Source organism: Halomonas sp. 141 (assembly GCF_002810305.1).
Lineage (GTDB): Bacteria > Pseudomonadota > Gammaproteobacteria > Pseudomonadales > Halomonadaceae > Vreelandella > Vreelandella stevensii.
The window spans coordinates 1-18,781 of record NZ_PINZ01000053.1 but is presented as its reverse complement, the minus strand read 5'-3'; the positions used below and the strand labels follow the sequence as shown (position 1 = coordinate 18,781).

Genomic DNA, 18,781 nt, shown 5'->3' with positions numbered 1-18,781 from the left:
AGCGGCATGGAGCCAGTCTCCGTGTCCGATTCTCGTTGAATTGGGAATCCTCGTCCTTCAGGGCGAGGAGCAGTCAACAACCCATCGCTAGTTGCCCTCAGCTTCTCAAACTCACACTAGAACGCCCCCGGATGGGGCGTTCTGCATGCTGAGTCGACTCAAGGCTGCTTAAGCAAACACCTCGGTCCATTCACTGCGCTTGGCCAGCAGACCTTTGGCAAGCGCCTGAGCACCTTCCAGGCTGTGGCTGGCGGCCCAGCCGCACTGTATTTCGTTGCAGGCGGGCACTTCGGTGGCGGTCAAGACGTCGTTGAGCGTCTGCTCGATGATCGACAGTACGTCGTCGTAATCGTCGTGGTTGATCAACGCGATATAGAAGCCGGTCTGGCAGCCCATCGGGCTGATATCGACGACTTTATCGGTATGGTTGCGCGACAGCTCTGCCATCAGGTGCTCCAGGGAGTGCAGCGCAGGCATCTCCATGTGCTCCTTGTTGGGTTGGCAGATACGCAGGTCGTATTTGTGGATACGGTCGCCGTGCTGGCCTTCCTTGATATCGGCCAGACGCACATAGGGGGCTTTCACTTTGGTGTGGTCCAGGTTAAAGCTTTCGACGTTCATCTTTTTTTCGGTCATGTTGGCTCCGTAGTCGCTCTCGTTCGCGGGGCTATTCTACACGTTGTGCACTCATGACACCTTGGGGGCGTCGAAATTCCACGGCTCATCGGTGTAGACACATACGTTGGCGTCTTCGATGTCGCCATCCGGCGACTCGACGTGCTGAGCGAAAAACTCCTGGATCTCTTTACGCTGGCAATGCGCTTCAAACTCCTCACGGCTGGCCCAGATTTCATGAAACACGATGGGGTAGCTGGTGCCTTGGGCAAACGGGTTATCGATCTGGCGAGTCACCGTGTACAGCAGGCAAGCATCTTCACGATGGGCGTTGGGCTCAAGACTTTGCAGCGCCTTGAAGACCGCTTCTTCTTTGCCGGGCTTGGGTTTGAAGCTGGCGGTACAGTAGATTTTCTTCGACATGATCAAGCATCCTGATGATGGAACAACGACCATTATGCGTGGGCTCATGCGCTAACGACAGTCCTGGTTCAATCCATCTCCTGGCGCACTGCTACAGCTTAGCGAGTTTACCGCCCTGTCGTCCTGAGCCAGTTTTGGCCCAATGTGGCTATTCAAACCAAAACGCCGCTGCCATCGGCAGCGGCGTTTAAGCAATGCAGGCCTGAACTTATACGGTAAAAGTCGCTTCCTGTTGGCCGGTCTTCAAATCGCCAGAGCGTACCAGCTCGTCAGTGACACGGTCGATGGCGCGCTTGGCGCGGCCAATCATCTCGTCCACTTCACCACGATTGATGGTCAGCGGCGGCGCAAAGCCGAGGATGTCGCCCTGGGGCATGGCGCGGGCAATCAGGTTCTCTTCCATGGCCGCCGCCGCGACGCGCGGGCCGACTTTCAGCATGGGGTCGAAGTGCAGACGCTGTTTGGCATCCGGCGAAAACTCCAACGCCGCCATCAAGCCAACGCCACGTACGTCGCCCAGCAGCGGGTGACCTTCGAAGGCTGCTTTCAGCTGCTGCTGGAAGTAAGCGCCGGTTTCTGCCGCGTTGCCCACCAGGTTCTCGCGCTCGATGATATCCAGGTTGGCAAGGCCTGCGGCACAGCCCAGGGCGTGGCCGGAGTAGGTCCAGCCGTGGCCGATGGGGCCGAATTCGCCGGTGCCCTGCTCCAGCACTTTCCACACCTTGTCGCCAACGATCACACCTGAAAGAGGCTGATAGGCGCTGGTCAGGCCTTTGGCGATGGTGATCAGGTCAGGCTTCATGTTGTAGTGGTGGCTGCCGAAGTCGGAGCCGGTACGGCCAAAGCCACACACCACTTCGTCGGCAATCAGCAATACATCGTACTTGTCCAGCACCGGCTGAATCGCTTCCCAGTAGCCTTCCGGCGGCGGCACGATGCCCCCGGTGCCCAGCACCGGCTCACCGATGAAGGCCGCGACGGTCTCAGGGCCTTCCTCCAGAATCATGGCTTCCAGCTTGTCCGCGCAGTAGGCAGAAAATTCGAGCTCGGTCATGCCGTGCTGCTCGGCGGCGCGCAGGTAGTAGTGCGGCGCTTCGGTATGGCGAATGGTATCGATGGGCAGGTCGAAGTGGTCGTGGAACGCCTTCAGGCCAGTCAGCGAGCCAGACGCAATGCCTGAGCCATGGTAACCGCGCATGCGCGAGATGACCTTTTTCTTCTGCGGGCGGCCCAGCACGTTGTTGTAGTAACGCACGATCTTGAGCTGGGTTTCGTTGGCATCAGAGCCCGACATGCCGTAGTAGACCTTGGACATGTTGAGGCCTGCGATTTTCAGCACACGCTCGGAAAGCTCGATTTGCGGCTCGTTGGAGTGGCCCACGTAGGTGTGATAGTAGGAAAGTTCCAGCGCCTGCTTGTAAATCGCTTCCGCCACTTCGGTGCGACCATAGCCGATGTTGACGCAGTAAAGACCCGCAAAACCATCGATGAACTCGCGGCCATCCTTGTCCACGATGTGGATGCCTTTACCGCCGGTAATCACGCGGCCCGGCGCATCGCCATGGGCAAAATCACGCAGATGGGTAGAGGCGTGGAAGGTGACTTTGCGGTCGCGTTCAATCAGATCCTGATGCAAGCTCATAACGTTCTCTCTTTACGATAAACCTCCCCACTGTTGGGGAGGGTATTTTATCTTTGGTGACTGACTTAATGGTGGGCACCTCGCGGTGCCTTCGCCCGGCAAAGCCGGCCTCCCACAGGGCCAATTCAAGCGCCTAAGCAGGTGTTGTGGGAGGGCGCTTCAGCGCGCGATGCTGTGGCTCCCAAACCTAGCTACCCGATACCGATCCCAGCGCGCCCAGGCAGTAGTACTTCGTTTCCAGATACTCATCGATCCCCGTCGCGCCACCTTCACGGCCAAGGCCGGACTGTTTGACGCCGCCGAAAGGCACGGGCGGCCCGGTCATTTTCACCGAGTTGACGCTCACCATGCCGTACTCCAATGCACGCATCAGCTTCCAGATGCGGCGTATATCATGGGTGTAGATATACGCGGCCAGGCCGTACTCGGTGTCGTTGGCCATTTCGATGACTTCGTCGTCGCTACTATAAGCGGTAATGCCAGCCACCGGGGCAAAGTTCTCTTCCCGCCATACCTTCATTTGTGGCGTCACACCGGTCAGCAGTACCGGCATGAAGAAGTTGTCGCCCGGCGCTTGGCTTTGGTCACCCGCGATCAGGGTGGCCCCTTTAGAGATGGCATCGTCCACAATCGCAGCCGCTTTTTCGACCGCTTGGCGGTGAATCAGAGGACCAAGATCCACTTCGCCGTGCAGGCCGTTGCCTACGGTGAGTGCCGCCATGCGCTCGGTGAACCGGGCAACGAACTCATCGTGAATGGATTCGTGTACCAGAATACGATTCGCGGCAAGGCAATCCTGCCCGGAGGTTTGGAACTTCGCGGCCACGGCGGCGTAGGCCGCTTCTTTGGGGTCCATATCCGGCCCGACGATAAAGGGGGCGTTGCCGCCCAGCTCCAGCGAAAGCCGCTTTACGGTGTTGGCGCTCTGCTCGATGAGCAAGCGGCCAACACGGGTGGAACCAGTGAATGAAAGCGCCCGGATGCGCGGCTCTCCGCACAGAATTTTCGAGACTTCCGCAGGCTCGCCCAGCACGACGTTGAAGATACCTTCTGGAATGCCCGCACGCTCGGCGAGTTCAGCCAGCGCCAGCGCCGAAAATGGCGTTTCGTTGGCCGGTTTCACAATCACCGGGCAGCCAGCCGCCAGCGCAGCGGCGGCTTTACGTGTGATCATCGCCAGCGGGAAGTTCCAGGGCGTGATCATCGCCGCAATGCCCACCGGCTCCTTGATGGTGCCGAGCGATGCGTTGGGAATGTGGCTGGGAATGGTCTCGCCGTAGGTGCGCTTGCCCTCCTCCGCGAACCAGCGCACGAAGCTGGCGCCATACTCGACCTCGCCACGGGCATCCGGCAGCGGCTTACCCTGCTCGAGCGTCATGATGGTGGCCAAGTCTTCGCGGTTGGCCTGAATCAGGTCGTACCACGCCAGCAGGCGCTCGTAGCGCTCATCGGCGCGCAGCGCCCGCCAGTGAACGAATGCCGCTTCGGCGGCATCCACTGCGGCGGTAATTTGTTCGGCTTCCAGCAGGGGAATATGGCCGATGACGTCACCCGTCGCGGGGTCAACCACCGCTTCCTCACGGCCGCCCTCTCCATGGACCCACTTGCCGTTCACATACGCGTACTGGCGAAACAGGCGCGGATCTTCCAGGCGTTTTACTAGCGTGGCCGATAGTATGGTCATGGCACCTCCCCTTCCTGAACAGCATGGTCAGCCAGGCAGGTCCGCCCGGCTATCGAATGCCTTCAGGTTAACGGAGAGTGGCCACGAAGTGTTTTTGAAAGCGACCGGCAAACCCTGCGCTTTTTTTGCAAAATGCGGCGTGAGCGTGGTTTTTTTCGGCAGCGCGGCTACTGGGCGCTGTCGATATCGATTCCGATGGGCGCTTGCTTGACGGTTTTGGTGACGATATAGGTGAAATAGCGTTCGATCCCCGCCTCCGATATCAGCCACTTGTCCATCAGCCGCTGGTAGCTGTCGATGGTGCGGGCCTCGAACTTCACCAGGTAATCAACGCCACCGCCCACGGCCACACATTCGGTGACCTCGGGGGTAGCCATCACGAGTGCTTCAAAACGGGCAAAGCTTTCGGCGTTGTGCTGTTTGAGCTCGATCTGCACCCACACAGGGTTGCGCGGCACCAATACCTCCGCGTTGATGCGTGCCGTGTAGCCTTCGATCACGCCCGCCTTCTCCAGGCGCTTCACCCGCTCCCAACAGGGGCTGACCGAGAGATTGATCGCCTCGGCCAGCTTCGACTTGGTGATTCGCCCGTCCCGGGAGAGGATATCGAGGATTTTTAAATCATAGCGATCCAGTTTCATCATGCTGGGGGCTACACCTCCAGGCGTTCGACAACATCGGCAACCACCGCCAGGGTGTCGCCCATATTGATCAGCGAAGGGGCTCGGCGCGCCATCAGAATACCGTCGCGCTCGGCCTGGTACGCCACCGGCGATGATCCGCTGCGGGTCATGTCATAAACGTAGGCAATGGTCTGGCCCTTCTTCACTTCGTCGCCCAGTGCCACCAGCAGCTCCAACACGCCGGCGTGTTGGCTCTGCACGTAGCAGCTGGCATCCGGCATATCCAGGTACATCTGCCCACCTTCGGGCATTTTCACTTCGCCTTCTACCAAACCGTAATGAATCAGGAAGTTGCGCACGCCGCGCTCGGCAATGGCGATACTTTGCGGGGTGGAGGTACCGCCGCCGCCAAGCTCGGTGGCCACGAATACTTTGCCCTGACGTTCACAGGCGGTATCGAACAGTTTTTCAGCGTCCAGCTCGAACATCACCATGGCATAAGGCGCACCGAAGGCCTTGGCGCCTTCCAGCGCCGCCTGCTGCTGGTGTTTGTCATCCAGTACGTGAGACGCACCAAACGGCAGGATATCCAGCGTGCGGCCACCAGAGTGCAGGTCGAGCACGACATCGCTCATGGGCACCAGCACTCGGGTGAAGTAGTCGGCAATTTGTGAGGTCACCGTGCCGTTAGGGTCGCCGGGAAAGCTGCGGTTCAGATTGCCTTTGTCCATCGGCGAGGTGCGCTTGCCTGCCATCACCGCTGGGGTGTTCATGCAGGGCACGATGATCACACGGCCAGTCACCTCCTCGGCCTTGAGCGCCGAGGAGAGCTTGAGCAGCGACGTTATGCCTTCGTACTCGTCACCATGGTTGCCCCCCGTCAACAGGGCCGTGGGGCCTTCGCCGTTCTTCACCACGGTCACGGGAATCATCACCGCCCCCCAGGCGGATTCATCGGTGGAGATCGGCAGCTTCAAGAAGCCGTGCTGCACGCCGTCGGCGTCGAAGTCGACGGTGGCAGAGATGGGGCTGGGCCGCAGTGAGTTCGGTTGAAGCGTCATGGTGAATCCTTTTTATTGAACGTGCGGCTATTTCACGAACAGCTGGCGGGGGAAGTTTGCCAGCGTTTCGCAGCCGTCTTCGGTAATCAGTATGCTTTCGGTAATTTCCAGCCCCCAGTCATCGACCCACAGGCCCGGCATGAAGTGAAAGGTCATGCCCGGCTGCAGGATCGTCTCGTCCGAGGGGCGCAGGCTCATGGTGCGCTCGCCCCAGTCGGGGGGGTAAGAGATGCCAATCGGGTAGCCACAGCGCGCGCCACCGCGGTCAAAACCATACTTGTCCATGGCCGCCCCCAGCGCCATGGCGATGTCGGCCGTGCGATTGCCGGGCTTGGCAACGGCCAAGCCGTTTTCGATGCCTTCCAGCAAGGCCGATTCGGCGCGGATGAAGTCGGTGGGCGGCGTGCCGAGGAACACAGTGCGCGACATGGGCGCATGGTAGCGCTTGAACACCCCGGCAATTTCGAAGAAGGTGCCTTCACCACTGCGGAACGGCGTATCGTCCCAGGTCAGGTGTGGCGCCGCTGCATCCTTGCCCGTAGGCAGCATGGGCACGATGGCCGGGTAATCACCGCCAAACACCTTGCCGTTTTCGTCGATGAACCCTTCGATGCCCACGCGATAGATTTCAGACACCAGCTTGCTCTTGGGCAACCCCGGCTCGATCACTTCCAGAATGCGCGAGTGCATGCCTTCGACAATCCTGGCGGCGACCCGCATATAGGCAATTTCCTGGGGAGACTTGATCGCCCGGCACCAGTTCACCAGCGCATTGGCATCCATGAAGTGCGCGTGGGGAAGCTCCTTGAGCAGGCTTTGGTAAGCCTTGGCAGAAAAGTAGTAGTTGTCCATTTCCATGCCCACCACGCCGGTGTGCCAGCCACGATCGGGCATGATCGACTGCGCCAGATACTCCATCGGGTGCATGTCGGGGTTCTGGACGTAGTAATCCGGGTAATAGGTGATGTTATCGGGGTGAATCCAGCAGGTGCGCAGCGCGCCATTGGCATCCATCCGGCGACCAAACCACACCGGCTCACCCTCCAACCCCACCAGCACGCACTGGTGCACATAAAATGACCAGCCGTCGTAGCCGGTCAGCCACGCCATGTTGGAAGGGTCGCTGACGATCAACACATCGATGCCGCGACCGGCCATTTCAGCACGCACTTTCCATAAACGGCTGGCGTACTCTTCACGGGTGAAAGGCAGGGAAACCTCTGTCATCGGGCAACTCGCCAATAAAAGATCACTTAGAACCAGCGCCCGCGGTAAGTCGCGGCACTGGGCCACAGGATCGACCTGGTCACCGCCGCTGCTGGCCCGCCAATGTCGCCTTGCCCCGATACTAGCACCCCTCCTTGGTCAGCGGTCAAAGCCTTTATGGCAAAAATTGCATAGACCGTTAACATCGCTTCTAACGAGGCGTTGACCGCGAAGCGACGCGCCTCGCATGGGTTGCGGTCTTCGGGTTCTCTCGCTCATGATAGAGCTTCCCCCAGAAGCCGCAGCTAAGGAGCCTTCATGAAAATTGTCGTCCATATCGACAATGCCGCGCAGTGGCAGGCCGCTATTGCCGACGCATTGCCCCAGGCCACGGTATTGACCAGCGACGCCCCGGCCAGCGAGCGGCTCGACGCTGATTACCTGGCCGTCTGGAAGGCACCGGCCCATTTGCTGCAGGAGCAAACGCACCTGAAGGGCATCATCAATCTCGGGGCAGGCGTCGACCACTTGCTCAATACGCCGGGCCTTCCTGACGGCGTGCCCATCGTCAAACTGCGCGACGCGGGCATGAGCGAACTGATGGCCGACTACGTACTATACGGCGTGCTGCACTTCTACCGCAGCATGGACCGCTATCGCCAACAGCAGACCCACGCCCAGTGGACGCCGCAGCCAGTCGCCGGCAAGGCCGACTGGCCGGTGGGCGTGCTGGGGCTCGGGGCCATTGGTGGCTATGTGGCCAGTGCACTGCAGCAGGCAGGGTTTCCGGTTTGGGGATGGAGCCGCTCTGCCAAACAGATCAGCGGGGTACGCTGCCTGCACGGTGACGAGGGCCTGGACCAGCTGTTAAGCAAGGTGCAGAGCGTCGTGACCATCCTGCCGGATACCCCGGCCACTCGGCATATCCTGAACGCCGCCCGGCTGGCGCAACTTCCGCCAGGGGCAAGTGTGATCAACCCTGGGCGCGGGAGTCTGATCGACGAACAAGCCCTGTTGAAAGCCCTTGGCACGGAACAGCAGCCAGGCCACCTGCGCGGTGCGCTGCTGGACGTCTTCCACGAAGAGCCGCTGCCTGCCAACCACCCACTGTGGCAGCACCCTAGGGTGATCGTGACGCCGCATATGGCGGCCCCGACTCCGCTGAATGACGCCATCGATCAGGTCATCTCCTATCTGCATGCCTTCGATGCCGGTGAACCTCTCGCCACCGTCAACCCTGAGGCGGGCTACTGACGCCCACTGCTCGGCACGTTATACTTTGCCAAGTGCTATCGTTTGCTGAGAACGGGCCAGCGACGCAAGGGAACCAAGGGCTGAGTCAAGGGCTCTGAGGATCATATATTCAATGGAGGAATGGCCTTTGCGTCATATTAACGTCACTGCGGCTCATCGCTGGCTGAGCATTGCCGTGGGTGCCCTGAGTATGTCTGGCATGACAGCCGCCGTCGCAGAGCAGCCCGTCGAGGATGCTGCCTGGGCTGCCCCGCAGCCGTTCGAAGCACAGTACCGGCTGGAGATTCGTGGTTGGCCGGGCGCGACCATCACCCATACGCTATCCAACGAAGGCCTGCACTGGCTCAGCGACATGAGCTTTTCCGTGGCCGTGGCGCGCGGCCAAGAGCGCAGCCGCTTTGCGGTGGACGATGACGCCACTCGCTCGCTGCTCTACAACAGCAGTTACTCGCTGTTTGGCGTGGGCGACAGCTACCAGCTGAACGAAGCCGATATCCACTCGCTGGACCGTCAGACGGCCCTGTTCGACCTGTCACGGCGGGTCGGCCATGAAAACTGCACCCAGCAGGCGCCCTGCGATATCTCGTTCGTGGATCACCGGGGCCGAGACGAGCACTTTCAGTACTACCTGAATGCCCCGGCCAGCGTCAGCGTCCCCGCTGGGGATTTCGATGCCCAGCCGGTTACCCTGGTGGATGCCGACAAACCCGACCGTTACCTGGTGATCAATTTTCACCCTGACTGGCCCGGGCTGATCCTTTCTGCGGAGTACCAAAAGGAGGGGCGTCGCCAGACCACCATCACCATGACACGCTTCACGCCTGACGAGGGTAATGAACGCTAGATGCTCTCAGGCTTATTGATCGTATTGTTGCCGCTGTTTCTGGGCTATCTGGTTCGCGTTCGCTCCACGGCGTGGCTGAATCTCATCAACCGAGCCGTCAGTGGCTCGGTGTACTTGATACTGCTGTTCATGGGAGTGAGCCTGGCGGGGCTTGAAAATCTGGGTAGCCAGCTGTCTCGCCTCGGGGGTAACGCCCTGCTGCTTTTCAGTATCACCACCCTCTTCAATCTTGCCGCCCTCTGGTGGCTGTCCAGACGCGTACGCCTGAGCGCGGGGAGCTCTCCCGTGGTCAAGGACGCCCCCACCAGCAAACTGGCGGCCATGGGCGGCTCGCTGATGCTCGTCGCCGTGGTGGCAGGTGGCGTGGCGCTGGGGCTGCTGCTCGGCCCCACGCTGGGAGAAGCGCTATTTACCATGGCGGACTGGCTGGCAGAGTGGGTGCTCTACGTGCTGCTGGTGTTGATTGGTTGCCAACTGCGTAATTCGGGCATGCCGCTCAAACAGATTTTGCTCAATCGCCTGGGGCTCGCTATTGCGGTCACCCTGGCGCTCAGCTCGCTGTTGGCAGGATTGGCCGCCGCCCCCTTGCTCTCATTGCGCTGGAACGAAGGCTTGGCCATGGCCTCCGGATTTGGCTGGTATTCGCTGTCGGCCATTCTGATTGGCGACCAGCTCGGCCCGCTGATGGGCGGCGTGGCGTTCTTCAACGACCTGACCCGCGAGCTGCTGGCGTTCATACTGATTCCGCTGGTCATCCACCGCCATACCGCGCTGGCGATTGGCTATGGCGGGGCCACCTCCATGGACTTCACCCTGCCCGTGATTCAGCAGCATGGCGGCGTGGCCTGTGTGCCCATTGCCGTGGTCAGCGGCTTTATCCTCTCGCTACTCTCCCCGCCGCTGATTCTGTTCTTTCTTTCGCTGTCGGGTTAGCGTGAGCGGGCGCTCCTTGGGTAGGATACGCAGCTAGCGTATTGCTTCGATCATCAAGGACGCCCACCCACCATGCTCAACGGAATCTGGTTAAGCTTTTTCATTGCCGCCTTTGCGGCATCGCTCTGGCAATGGCTGGTGGGTGGCGACAGCGAGGTGTTTGCCCGCCTGGTGCAGTCGCTGTTCGATATGGCAAGGGTCAGCGTCGATATCATTCTGGTGCTGCTGGGCACCATGACGCTGTGGCTGGGATTTCTGGCCATTGCTGAAAAGGCGGGGTTAATCCGCCTGCTGGGGCGAGTGCTCGACCCGCTGTTCTGCCGCTTGATGCCCGAAGTGCCCCGCGGCCACCCGGCCATGGGGCTGATCAGCATGAACTTTGCCGCCAACATTCTCGGCCTGGATAACGCTGCGACGCCCATTGGCATCAAGGCGATGCATTCGCTGCAAACCCTGAACCCCAGCCGCGATACCGCCAGCAATGCGCAAATCCTGTTTCTGGTACTGAATACCTCGTCGCTGACCCTGCTGCCCGTCACGATTTTCATGTACCGCGCCCAGCAAGGGGCGGCAGAGCCGACGCTGGTGTTCCTGCCGATTCTGCTGGCGACCAGTGCATCCAGCCTCGCCGGGCTGCTGGCGGTGGCCATCATGCAGCGTCTGAAGCTTTGGCAACCGGTGGTGCTGGGGTACTTGCTGGCCGCTGCGCTGGCCCTGGGGCTTTTGATCACCACGCTGGCGGGGATGTCGGCTCAAGCGCTGGCCGCCGCTTCCACGCTGGTTGGCAACCTCACGCTGTTCAGCATTGTGATCATGTTCCTGGTCGTGGGCGCGCTGCGCGGCGTGAAGGTGTATGACGCCTTTATCGAGGGTGCCAAAGAAGGCCTGAGCTTTACCATCACCCTGCTGCCCTACCTGATTGCCATGCTGGTGGCCGTTGGGGTGCTGCGCGCCAGCGGCGTGCTGGATGCTGGGCTTGACGGCATTCGCTGGCTGGTGGAAGGCATTGGCTGGGATACCCGCTTTGTGGATGCGCTACCCACCGCCTTTGTGAAACCGCTCTCCGGCAGCGGCTCCCGCGCCATGATGATCGAGACCATGAACACCTTTGGTGTCGATAGCTTCCCAGGGCTACTGGCCGCCACGTTCCAGGGCAGCACCGAAACCACCTTTTATGTGCTGGCGGTCTACTTCGGCGCCGTAGGCATTAGCCGCATTCGCCATGGGTTGGGATGCGCCCTGGTCGCCGATGTGGCAGGCATCACCACCGCCATTCTGGTGTGTTACTGGTTCTTTGGCTGAATCAGCAAGACCGGGTCAGCGAGACCGCTCCCCGCGAATCGCTGCGCTGAGCGCTTTGCGCAGCGCTGGCCCGGAAAGCCCACGGCCAAGCAGAACGATGAGTTTGGCCACGGCGGCTTCCAGCGTGATGTCTCCTCCAGCGATCACGCCCGCCTGATTGAGCGCCGCCCCGGTGGCGTAGGCGCCTTGAATGACCTCCCCCTGAGCGCACTGCGTGACGTTGAGCAGCGCCACGCCCCGCTCATGGGCCGCTTTCAAGGCGTCGAGCAGTGCACCGTCAAAGCTGGGCGGGTTCCCCACGCCGTAGCTGTGTAGCACCACACCTTTCAGCGTGTCGTCTGCCAGTAGCGCTTTGGCGCGCGTTAGCGACATACCCGGGTACAGCGGCAGCACGGCCACCGCCTCATCGTCTAGCTGGAGCGGCGAAAAGCTAGGCTCCCCGCTGAGCAGCGCCGAGGGCTGGGGAAAGGTGATGCCAATGCCGATCTCGGCAAGCCAAGGGAAGTTGGGAGAGTCAAAGGCATCCAGGCCTTGAGTACGCACCTTGCGGGCGCGGTTACCGCGTAGCAGTCGGTCATGGAAGACCAGGCTCACTTCGCAGGGTGTGGCCGGATGAGCCGCCAGCTGTAGCGCGCTGACCACGTTGTTCAGCGCGTCGCTTCTGGGCTCACCCAGCGGAATTTGAGAGCCGGTGAAGATCACCGGCTTGTTCAAGGCCCCGAGCATGAACGACAGCGCCGACGCACTGTAGGCCATGGTATCGGTGCCGTGCAGAATCACGAAGGCATCGTAGACCTGCCAGTGGGCTTCCAGCGCCGCGATCAGTCGATTCCACGCCTCGGGCATCAGCTCGGCGCTGGCGATCAAAGTCGTTCAGAATGCGCAGGCCGCACTTGAACAGCAGGATCAGCGCCACGAGGTTGACCACTGCCAAGAGGCCCATGGTCACATCGGCGAAGCCAAACACGGTGCCTAGATCGGTGGTCGCGCCCCAGCACACCAGCAGTACAATCGCCACCCGGAAGGCGTTGAACAGGTTCTGGTTGTCACGGCTGAAGAAGTTCAGGCTGTTTTCGCCCAGGTAGTAGTTGTAGAGGATGGTGCTGAAGGCAAACAGCAGCAGCGCCAGGCTCACGAAGGTGCGGCCCCACTCGCCCACGTGGTCTGCCAAGGCAGCCTGGGTGAGCGCGATACCTTCGACACCCGCCCCGGCGGCGGGGTCATACACGCCGCTGAGCAGAATCAGAAACGCCGTGGCCGAGCAGATGATCACCGTATCGATGAACACCGAGAACGCCTGCACGATGCCTTGGTTGGCCGGGTGTGGCACATACGCCACGGCAGCCACGTTGGGCGCACTGCCGAGGCCCGCTTCGTTGGAGAACAGGCCACGCTTCAAGCCCATCATGATGGCAGCGCCAATCCCACCACCCACCAGCGGCTCCAGGCCAAAGGCGCTCTTGACAATCAGGGCAATCACCGCGGGGATATCCCCCAGGTTCATGGCAATCACTAACAGCGCCACGGCGATATAGCCCACGGCCATGAAGGGCACCAGGAATTCGGAGATGCGAGCAATCCGCTTGATGCCGCCAAAGATGATCAGGCCCACCAGCATTGCCAGCGCAATACCGCTGTACAGCACCGGCACGCCGAAGGCGTCGCCAAACGAAGTGGCAACGGCATAGGATTGCAAGGCGGTAAAGGCAAAACCGAAGGTGAGTAACAGCAGTACCGAGTAGAACGCTGCCAGCCAGCGCCACTGCTTGCCCAAACCTTTGACGATGTAGTACGCCGGACCACCACGGTAGGTACCGTCGCCTTCCGCCTGTTTGTAGGTTTGCGCCAGGGTGCACTCTAGAAAGCTGGTGGCCATGCCCATCAAACCGACGATCCACATCCAGAAAATCGCCCCCGGGCCGCCCAGCGTAATCGCCACGGCCACGCCGGCGATGTTACCGCCGCCCACGCGCCCCGCTACCGACAGTACCAGCGCCTGAAACGAGCTCAAGTGGCCGTGCTGATTACGCTTGAAGGCTTGACCGGAACCCAGAATACGGAACATCTGACCAAAATAACGAAACTGTACGAAGCGGGAGGCAACGGTAAAACCGATACCAACGCCCACCAGTAATACGAGCAGAACCCTCCCCCAGAGGAGGTCGTTGAGCATATCGAGCATGGGATAGTCTCCGCATTTTTATATTGGCGTTATGGTTGTAATCGCGTCCTTGTTTGCGATTGAAAGGCGCGCAGAGTGTTGTACCAAGCCAAAAGCGGGATGACGCTTGGCGCAGCGATGCAGTTGGTTGCACTCACTGCGCCAGTGGGTGCATCACAGTGCATCAGGCGTATACAGCCCCCGCGAGATGATGACCGCTAGAGAGAATGTACCGAGCAGTCATCTGATGATGTTACTGCGATGCCCACTTGTGAAGATGCACCGATTGACGTTAAATAACATCAATATCGATGCAAGCGAGTGCACGACCAGGCAGGAGTGAACGATGCGAACCACTGTTACCATTGACGATGAGCTCTACGAGCAGGCATTGGCGTTTGCCGAGCCGGGAATGGATAAACCGTCAGACCTCTTTCGCGAGGCCATGAAAACCTATGTCCGCGTGCAAGCCGGTCGACGCCTTGCAGCCCTGGGTGGGACTGCGCCAGAGATGCCCGACATACCCCGCCGTCGCGAGGCGCCTTCAACGCAATGAACGTGCTAGTCGACACATCGGTCTGGGTGGATCATTTCAGAAAACGAAACGATGCCCTGATCGGATTGATCGAAAAAGATCTTGTGCTCAACCACCCCATGGTTTTGGCTGAGCTTGCCTGCGGGACACCTCCCTCCCCGCGCACTCAAACGCTAAAGAGTGTTGCCCTCTTGCGGCCCTGTCATCAGGCTAGTTTGTCGGAGGTGATGGACTTCATCGAACGTGAAAAGCTCTATGGCCTGGGCTGCGGCTTAGTCGACATGTGCTTACTTGCCTCAACACTTATCACGCCCGATACGCAGTTATGGACGCTAGACAAGCGTCTCGCGGATATGGCGGACAAGTTCGCTGCGGCCTACCGGGTCGCGGTACATTGAGAGCTGATCACAATATCCGCTTGAGCTGCTTAATAAAATAGCCACCATCGATCAACATTGCTGCAGGCATGGCTTCTTTTCCTTCTTCAAACGAAAAACGCCCCAGGGGTCGGCTTATCCCGAGATATGTGGGAAAGCTTACTGCCCAGGGCGTGGATAACGCTTAGCTTACGGAGTGCTTAATACATCGCCACCCCCTACATCCGTAACATCATTACCAGGGGCACGCAATGCCCGCGTTTGCCGCCCTGGCCGCGTGAAGCTTCTTGTAGCTTTCGATGAGGCGCTGGTGGCGCTCCAGCCCCTCCAACTGCATGTTGGTGGGAGTAAGGCCGTGGAAGCGCACGCTGCCATCTACCGAGCCAACCACCGCCGCCATGGTGGCTTCGCCGAACATGCGCTGGAAGTTGGGCAGGTAGTCGTCCAACGCCAGCTCGTCGTCCAGGGCAATCTCCAGCACCGCGCTCACAGCTTGATAGAACAGGCCGCGCTCGACGGTGTTGTCGTTGTACTGCAGGAACATCTGCACGCAGTCCAGCGCCTCTTCATGACGGCCAAGCGCCAGGTAGACCAGCAGCTTCAGCTCAAGAATGGTCAGTTGCCCCCACACGGTGTTCTCGTCGAACTCGATACCGATCAGCGTGATGATATCGACGTGGTCGTCCATCTGACTCTCTTCCAGCCGCTCGACCAGGTCGGTCAGCTGTGCGTCGTCCAGGCGGTGCAGGTTGAGGATATCTTCGCGGTAATCCAGCGCCTTGTTGGTGTTGTCCCAAATCAGGTCTTCGATGGGGTACACCTCGGAGTAGCCCGGCACCAGAATGCGGCACACCGGTGCGCCCAGGTCTTCGTGTACCGCCATGTACACTTCGGCCCCCAGCTCCTCGAAAATACCGAACAGGGTCTCGGCTTCTTCCTCGTTGCTGCCAGAGAAGTCCCACTCACTGAACTCGAAGTCGGGCTTGGCACTGAAGAAGCGCCAGGAGACCACGCCCACCGAATCGATGAAGTGCTCGACGAAGTTGTTCGGCTCGGAGACAGTCTGGGAATTGAAGGTCGGCAACGGCAGGTCGTTCAAGCCTTCGAAACTGCGCCCCTGCAGCAGCTCGGTCAGGCTGCGCTCCAGCGCCACCTCGAAGCTTGGGTGGGCACCAAAGGAAGCGAATACTCCGCCGGTACGCGGGTTCATCAGCGTCACGCACATCACCGGGAACTGCCCGCCCATGGAGGCATCCTTCACCAGCACCGGGAAGCCCTGGGCTTCCAGGGCATTGATGCCCTCGACAATGCTGGGGTACTTGGCCAGCACTTCTTGCGGTACGTCGGGCAGGGTCAATTCCTGTTCGAGGATTTCCCGCTTCACCGCCCGCTCGAAAATCTCTGAAAGGCACTGCACCTGAGCTTCCACCAGCGTGTTGCCCGCGCTCATGCCATTGCTGAGGAACAGGTTTTCGATCAGGTTGGAGGGGAAGTAGACCGTTTCGCCATCGCTCTGGCGCACAAAGGGAAGCGAAACGATGCCCCGGTCTTCACGGCCCGAGTTGGTATCAATCAGGTTCGAGCCACCCAGCTCGCCTTCCGGGTTGTAAATCGCCAGGCAGTGCTCGTCGAGAATTTCGGCGGGCAGCTCGTCATTCGGCCCCGGCTTGAACCACTTCTCATTGGGGTAGTGCACGAATTCGCTGTTCGCGATCTCTTCGCCAAAGAACTGATCGTTGTAGAAGAAGTTGCAGCTCAGACGCTCGATGAACTCGCCCAGCGCCGAGCACAGCGCGCTCTCTTTGGTCGCGCCTTTGCCGTTGGTAAAGCACATGGGGGACGCCGCATCGCGGATATGCAGCGACCACACATGGGGCACGATATTGCGCCAGGAGGCGATCTCGATCTTCATACCGAGGTTCGCCAGAATCGCGCTCATATTGGCGATGGTCTGCTCCAGCGGCAGGTCCTTGCCGGGGATAAAGGTGCTGCCGCCCTCGGGTGCCCCCATCAGCAGCGCCTGGGCGTCTTCGTCGATGTTCTCGACCACCTCGATCTGAAACTCGGGGCCGGTCTGGATGACCTTCTTCACCGTGCAGCGGTCGATGGAGCGCAGAATGCCTTCGCGATCTTTTTCCGAGATATCTTCCGGCAGCTCTACCTGAATCTTGAAGATCTGCTTGTAGCGGTTTTCCGGGTCGACGATGTTGTTTTGCGACAGGCGAATGTTCTCGGTGGGAATATTGCGCGCGTTGCAGTACACCTTGACGAAGTAGGCGGCACACATGGCCGACGACGCCAGGAAGTAGTCAAACGGGCCAGGGGCCGAGCCGTCGCCCTTGTAGCGAATCGGCTGGTCGGAAATGACCGTAAAGTCGTCGAACCTGGACTCCAGGCGGAGGTTGTCGAGATAGTTAACTTTGATTTCCATAAGCGGGCGTCCGGAGTAATGAGTGTGCCTGAGCGCCAACGCATCAGGCGAATGGCGGCCATTATCCAGTTTTTTGCCCGCTTCGTCTTGGGCAGTCGCTTGAATCGCTCATGGCTGATGTAGCAAGAATGGTAGCGCCTCTTCCAGCAGCAGGTCAGGAATCTCTTCGGCGATATAGTGGCCGCAGGGCAGCGCCTTGCCCTCTACCTGCGTCGCTACCTTGCGCCATTCAGCCAAGGCATCGAAGCAGGCTTCAATCGCGCCCTGGGCACCCCACATCACGTTGATCGGGCAGGTGAGCTTCACACCCGCGTCGATATCCGCCTGATCGTGCTCCAGATCGATAGTCGCGCTGGCGCGGTAGTCGCCGCAGATGCCGGTGGCCGTACCGGGAAGCGACAGGCAGCGCTCGTACTCCGCCAGCGCTTCTGGGGCGAACGGTGCCATACCGGCACTGCGGGCGCCCATCACGCTTTTCAGGTACTGCGCGGGGTCGGCTTGAATCAGCATTTCCGGCAGCGGCTGAGGGCGAATCAGAAAGAACCAGTGCCAGTAGCTGCGGGCAAACGCCTCATTGGTGCCCCGGTACATGGCCAGCGTGGGGGCGATATCTAAAAGCACCATGCGCTCAACCCGCTCGGCGTAATCAACGCCTAAACGATGCGCCACCCGCGCACCTCGGTCGTGGGCCAGTACTTTAAACCGCTCAAAGCCCAGCGCGCTCATCAGTTCGGCCATATCGGTGGCCATGGTGCGCTTGGCGTAATTGAGATGCTCTGCGTCATCGTCCGGCTTGCCGCTGTCGCCGTAGCCGCGCAGGTCAGCGGCAATCACCGTGAAGTGCTGGGCAAGCTTGGCCGCCACTTTGTGCCAGATCATATGGGTCTGCGGGTGCCCGTGAAGCAGCAGCAATGCCGGGCCACTGCCCCCCATGCGGTAGTGGATATCGATGCCATTCACATGGCGCGTGTGTTTTTCAAAGCCTTCGAACATCTTGTGCCCCTTGATGGAAACAGATGAAAGCATTGCACTTGCCGACACAAGGCGGCACATTAGCCGCCACCGCCCAAGAGCCCCGAGTCACGCCCATGCACGATGAATTTGTGGCCAATTTGCGCCTGCTGTGCAGCTACTACCCGTCGATTGCCGACGTGCGCCGCCGCCTGCCGATGAACCGAGCGCAATTCAACCGCTACTTGAGCGGGCGCTACTACCCCAGTCATGCGGCGCTCCAACGAATATGCCATTTTCTTGGCGTCACCGCAGACGACATTGCCCTCCCCCACCAGGATTTTCGCGCTCTGGTCATATCATGCGTACGCTGGTCTGTCTGGAGGAGCGCGACGGCGGCGTGGTGTATCAGCGCACCGAACGCATGCCGGTGGCCCCCGGCAAACGCCCCTGCCATAACCGCTATGTGGGGGCGGCAGTCAAACTTGCGGACCGGCTGTTCTTGATCGACCACGAAACTCTGAACGGTCACGAGATCACCCAGACCATTCTGTTTCCCAGCTTTCAAAGCTAGGTAACGCGATTGACGGGGCTGAAGATGGGCGTGGCAGACAACAGCGAGCGCATGCCCTGCTGTGTGAGAGTGGTGTATCAGCGGCTGGTTGACTGCTCCTCGCCCTGAAGGACGAGGATTCCCAATTCAACGAGAATCGGACACGGAGACTGGCTCCATGCCGCT

General features: G+C 60.1%; 18 protein-coding genes and 1 pseudogene. 7 read left to right on the top strand and 12 right to left on the bottom strand.

What is annotated here, in order from left to right:
• Window positions 1-168: 168 nt before the first annotated feature.
• The 7 genes from CWI66_RS15680 to doeA all read right to left on the bottom strand — a co-directional run bounded on the left by CWI66_RS15680 (window position 169) and on the right by doeA (window position 7,275).
• Window positions 169-636, bottom strand: a complete 468-nt coding sequence (locus CWI66_RS15680; RefSeq protein ID WP_100732201.1) for an S-ribosylhomocysteine lyase — start codon at window positions 634-636, stop codon at window positions 169-171.
• 51 nt (window positions 637-687) lie between these two features.
• Window positions 688-1,038: a putative quinol monooxygenase gene (locus tag CWI66_RS15675; protein WP_016916271.1), complete on the bottom strand. Its 351-nt coding sequence runs from the start codon at window positions 1,036-1,038 to the stop codon at window positions 688-690.
• A gap of 208 nt (window positions 1,039-1,246) precedes the next feature.
• A complete protein-coding gene (locus CWI66_RS15670; RefSeq protein WP_081136184.1) occupies window positions 1,247-2,680 on the bottom strand; it encodes an aspartate aminotransferase family protein in 1,434 nt (477 codons plus the stop codon).
• 187 nt (window positions 2,681-2,867) lie between these two features.
• Entirely contained in the window at window positions 2,868-4,364 is a 1,497-nt protein-coding gene (locus tag CWI66_RS15665) for an NAD-dependent succinate-semialdehyde dehydrogenase (protein ID WP_081192549.1), read from the bottom strand.
• Window positions 4,365-4,531: 167 nt separating this feature from the next.
• Window positions 4,532-5,008 (bottom strand): Lrp/AsnC family transcriptional regulator, encoded by a 477-nt coding sequence (locus tag CWI66_RS15660; protein WP_081136187.1) that lies wholly within the window; start codon window positions 5,006-5,008, stop codon window positions 4,532-4,534.
• 8 nt (window positions 5,009-5,016) lie between these two features.
• Window positions 5,017-6,048, bottom strand: a complete 1,032-nt coding sequence (gene doeB, locus CWI66_RS15655) for a N(2)-acetyl-L-2,4-diaminobutanoate deacetylase DoeB (protein ID WP_081192551.1) — start codon at window positions 6,046-6,048, stop codon at window positions 5,017-5,019.
• 27 nt (window positions 6,049-6,075) lie between these two features.
• Entirely contained in the window at window positions 6,076-7,275 is a 1,200-nt protein-coding gene (gene doeA, locus CWI66_RS15650) for an ectoine hydrolase DoeA (protein ID WP_081136191.1), read from the bottom strand.
• 297 nt (window positions 7,276-7,572) lie between these two features.
• Here doeA and CWI66_RS15645 point away from each other — a divergent pair, with 297 nt between their 5' ends.
• From CWI66_RS15645 to CWI66_RS15630, 4 genes are all read left to right on the top strand, one after another.
• Window positions 7,573-8,508 (top strand): 2-hydroxyacid dehydrogenase, encoded by a 936-nt coding sequence (locus tag CWI66_RS15645; RefSeq protein WP_081136192.1) that lies wholly within the window; start codon window positions 7,573-7,575, stop codon window positions 8,506-8,508.
• A 199-nt stretch (window positions 8,509-8,707) separates the two neighbouring features.
• On the top strand, window positions 8,708-9,352 hold the full coding sequence (locus CWI66_RS15640) for a hypothetical protein (protein ID WP_446718546.1): 645 nt from the start codon (window positions 8,708-8,710) through the stop codon (window positions 9,350-9,352).
• A complete protein-coding gene (locus CWI66_RS15635) occupies window positions 9,353-10,285 on the top strand; it encodes a lysine exporter LysO family protein (RefSeq protein ID WP_081136195.1) in 933 nt (310 codons plus the stop codon).
• A gap of 72 nt (window positions 10,286-10,357) precedes the next feature.
• Complete coding sequence (locus tag CWI66_RS15630) at window positions 10,358-11,587, top strand: nucleoside recognition domain-containing protein (protein ID WP_100732200.1); 1,230 nt, start codon at window positions 10,358-10,360, stop codon at window positions 11,585-11,587.
• A gap of 15 nt (window positions 11,588-11,602) precedes the next feature.
• Here the strand turns inward: CWI66_RS15630 and CWI66_RS15625 are convergent, their stop codons facing one another.
• Window positions 11,603-12,433 (bottom strand): asparaginase, encoded by an 831-nt coding sequence (locus CWI66_RS15625; RefSeq protein ID WP_232710954.1) that lies wholly within the window; start codon window positions 12,431-12,433, stop codon window positions 11,603-11,605.
• Window positions 12,434-12,437: 4 nt separating this feature from the next.
• A pseudogene (locus CWI66_RS15620) lies at window positions 12,438-13,769 on the bottom strand (alanine/glycine:cation symporter family protein); the annotation flags it as partial.
• A 325-nt stretch (window positions 13,770-14,094) separates the two neighbouring features.
• Between CWI66_RS15620 and CWI66_RS15615 the strand changes: the two are divergent.
• The gene (locus CWI66_RS15615) at window positions 14,095-14,304 is read left to right on the top strand and encodes a type II toxin-antitoxin system VapB family antitoxin (RefSeq protein WP_016916256.1); all 210 of its coding nucleotides are present in this window, start codon (window positions 14,095-14,097) and stop codon (window positions 14,302-14,304) included.
• Entirely contained in the window at window positions 14,301-14,681 is a 381-nt protein-coding gene (locus CWI66_RS15610) for a type II toxin-antitoxin system VapC family toxin (RefSeq protein WP_016916255.1), read from the top strand. Before CWI66_RS15615 ends, CWI66_RS15610 begins: the two co-directional genes overlap by 4 nt.
• Before the next feature lie 214 nt (window positions 14,682-14,895).
• Here the strand turns inward: CWI66_RS15610 and CWI66_RS15605 are convergent, their stop codons facing one another.
• The 3 genes from CWI66_RS15605 to CWI66_RS18435 form a co-directional block, all read right to left on the bottom strand.
• The gene (locus CWI66_RS15605) at window positions 14,896-17,091 is read right to left on the bottom strand and encodes an OsmC domain/YcaO domain-containing protein (RefSeq protein WP_100732199.1); all 2,196 of its coding nucleotides are present in this window, start codon (window positions 17,089-17,091) and stop codon (window positions 14,896-14,898) included.
• Between the two features lie 108 nt (window positions 17,092-17,199).
• Window positions 17,200-18,084, bottom strand: a complete 885-nt coding sequence (locus tag CWI66_RS15600; RefSeq protein ID WP_100732198.1) for an alpha/beta fold hydrolase — start codon at window positions 18,082-18,084, stop codon at window positions 17,200-17,202.
• Window positions 18,085-18,143: 59 nt separating this feature from the next.
• Complete coding sequence (locus tag CWI66_RS18435) at window positions 18,144-18,314, bottom strand: hypothetical protein (protein WP_232710952.1); 171 nt, start codon at window positions 18,312-18,314, stop codon at window positions 18,144-18,146.
• Between CWI66_RS18435 and CWI66_RS18640 the strand changes: the two genes are divergently transcribed.
• Window positions 18,261-18,548, top strand: coding sequence for a helix-turn-helix transcriptional regulator (locus tag CWI66_RS18640; RefSeq protein WP_332868388.1), 288 nt, complete (start codon window positions 18,261-18,263; stop codon window positions 18,546-18,548). The two genes, CWI66_RS18435 and CWI66_RS18640, sit on opposite strands and share 54 nt — an antisense overlap.
• Window positions 18,549-18,781: the final 233 nt, after the last annotated feature.

What these genes read in the sequence shown, in the direction of transcription:
- CWI66_RS18435 (WP_232710952.1), bottom strand. Translation starts at nt 18,314, where the DNA reads ATGACTGGGGTAGTAGCGCCCGCTCAAGTAGCGGTTGAATTGCGCTCG.
- doeA (WP_081136191.1), bottom strand. Translation starts at nt 7,275, where the DNA reads ATGACAGAGGTTTCCCTGCCTTTCACCCGTGAAGAGTACGCCAGCCGT.
- CWI66_RS15605 (WP_100732199.1), bottom strand. Translation starts at nt 17,091, where the DNA reads ATGGAAATCAAAGTTAACTATCTCGACAACCTCCGCCTGGAGTCCAGG.
- CWI66_RS15600 (WP_100732198.1), bottom strand. Translation starts at nt 18,084, where the DNA reads ATGTTCGAAGGCTTTGAAAAACACACGCGCCATGTGAATGGCATCGAT.
- CWI66_RS15675 (WP_016916271.1), bottom strand. Translation starts at nt 1,038, where the DNA reads ATGTCGAAGAAAATCTACTGTACCGCCAGCTTCAAACCCAAGCCCGGC.
- CWI66_RS15630 (WP_100732200.1), top strand. Translation starts at nt 10,358, where the DNA reads ATGCTCAACGGAATCTGGTTAAGCTTTTTCATTGCCGCCTTTGCGGCA.
- CWI66_RS15610 (WP_016916255.1), top strand. Translation starts at nt 14,301, where the DNA reads ATGAACGTGCTAGTCGACACATCGGTCTGGGTGGATCATTTCAGAAAA.
- CWI66_RS15680 (WP_100732201.1), bottom strand. Translation starts at nt 636, where the DNA reads ATGACCGAAAAAAAGATGAACGTCGAAAGCTTTAACCTGGACCACACC.
- CWI66_RS15670 (WP_081136184.1), bottom strand. Translation starts at nt 2,680, where the DNA reads ATGAGCTTGCATCAGGATCTGATTGAACGCGACCGCAAAGTCACCTTC.
- doeB (WP_081192551.1), bottom strand. Translation starts at nt 6,048, where the DNA reads ATGACGCTTCAACCGAACTCACTGCGGCCCAGCCCCATCTCTGCCACC.
- CWI66_RS15660 (WP_081136187.1), bottom strand. Translation starts at nt 5,008, where the DNA reads ATGATGAAACTGGATCGCTATGATTTAAAAATCCTCGATATCCTCTCC.
- CWI66_RS15645 (WP_081136192.1), top strand. Translation starts at nt 7,573, where the DNA reads ATGAAAATTGTCGTCCATATCGACAATGCCGCGCAGTGGCAGGCCGCT.
- CWI66_RS15625 (WP_232710954.1), bottom strand. Translation starts at nt 12,433, where the DNA reads ATGCCCGAGGCGTGGAATCGACTGATCGCGGCGCTGGAAGCCCACTGG.
- CWI66_RS15635 (WP_081136195.1), top strand. Translation starts at nt 9,353, where the DNA reads ATGCTCTCAGGCTTATTGATCGTATTGTTGCCGCTGTTTCTGGGCTAT.
- CWI66_RS15615 (WP_016916256.1), top strand. Translation starts at nt 14,095, where the DNA reads ATGCGAACCACTGTTACCATTGACGATGAGCTCTACGAGCAGGCATTG.
- CWI66_RS15640 (WP_446718546.1), top strand. Translation starts at nt 8,708, where the DNA reads ATGACAGCCGCCGTCGCAGAGCAGCCCGTCGAGGATGCTGCCTGGGCT.
- CWI66_RS18640 (WP_332868388.1), top strand. Translation starts at nt 18,261, where the DNA reads ATGAACCGAGCGCAATTCAACCGCTACTTGAGCGGGCGCTACTACCCC.
- CWI66_RS15665 (WP_081192549.1), bottom strand. Translation starts at nt 4,364, where the DNA reads ATGACCATACTATCGGCCACGCTAGTAAAACGCCTGGAAGATCCGCGC.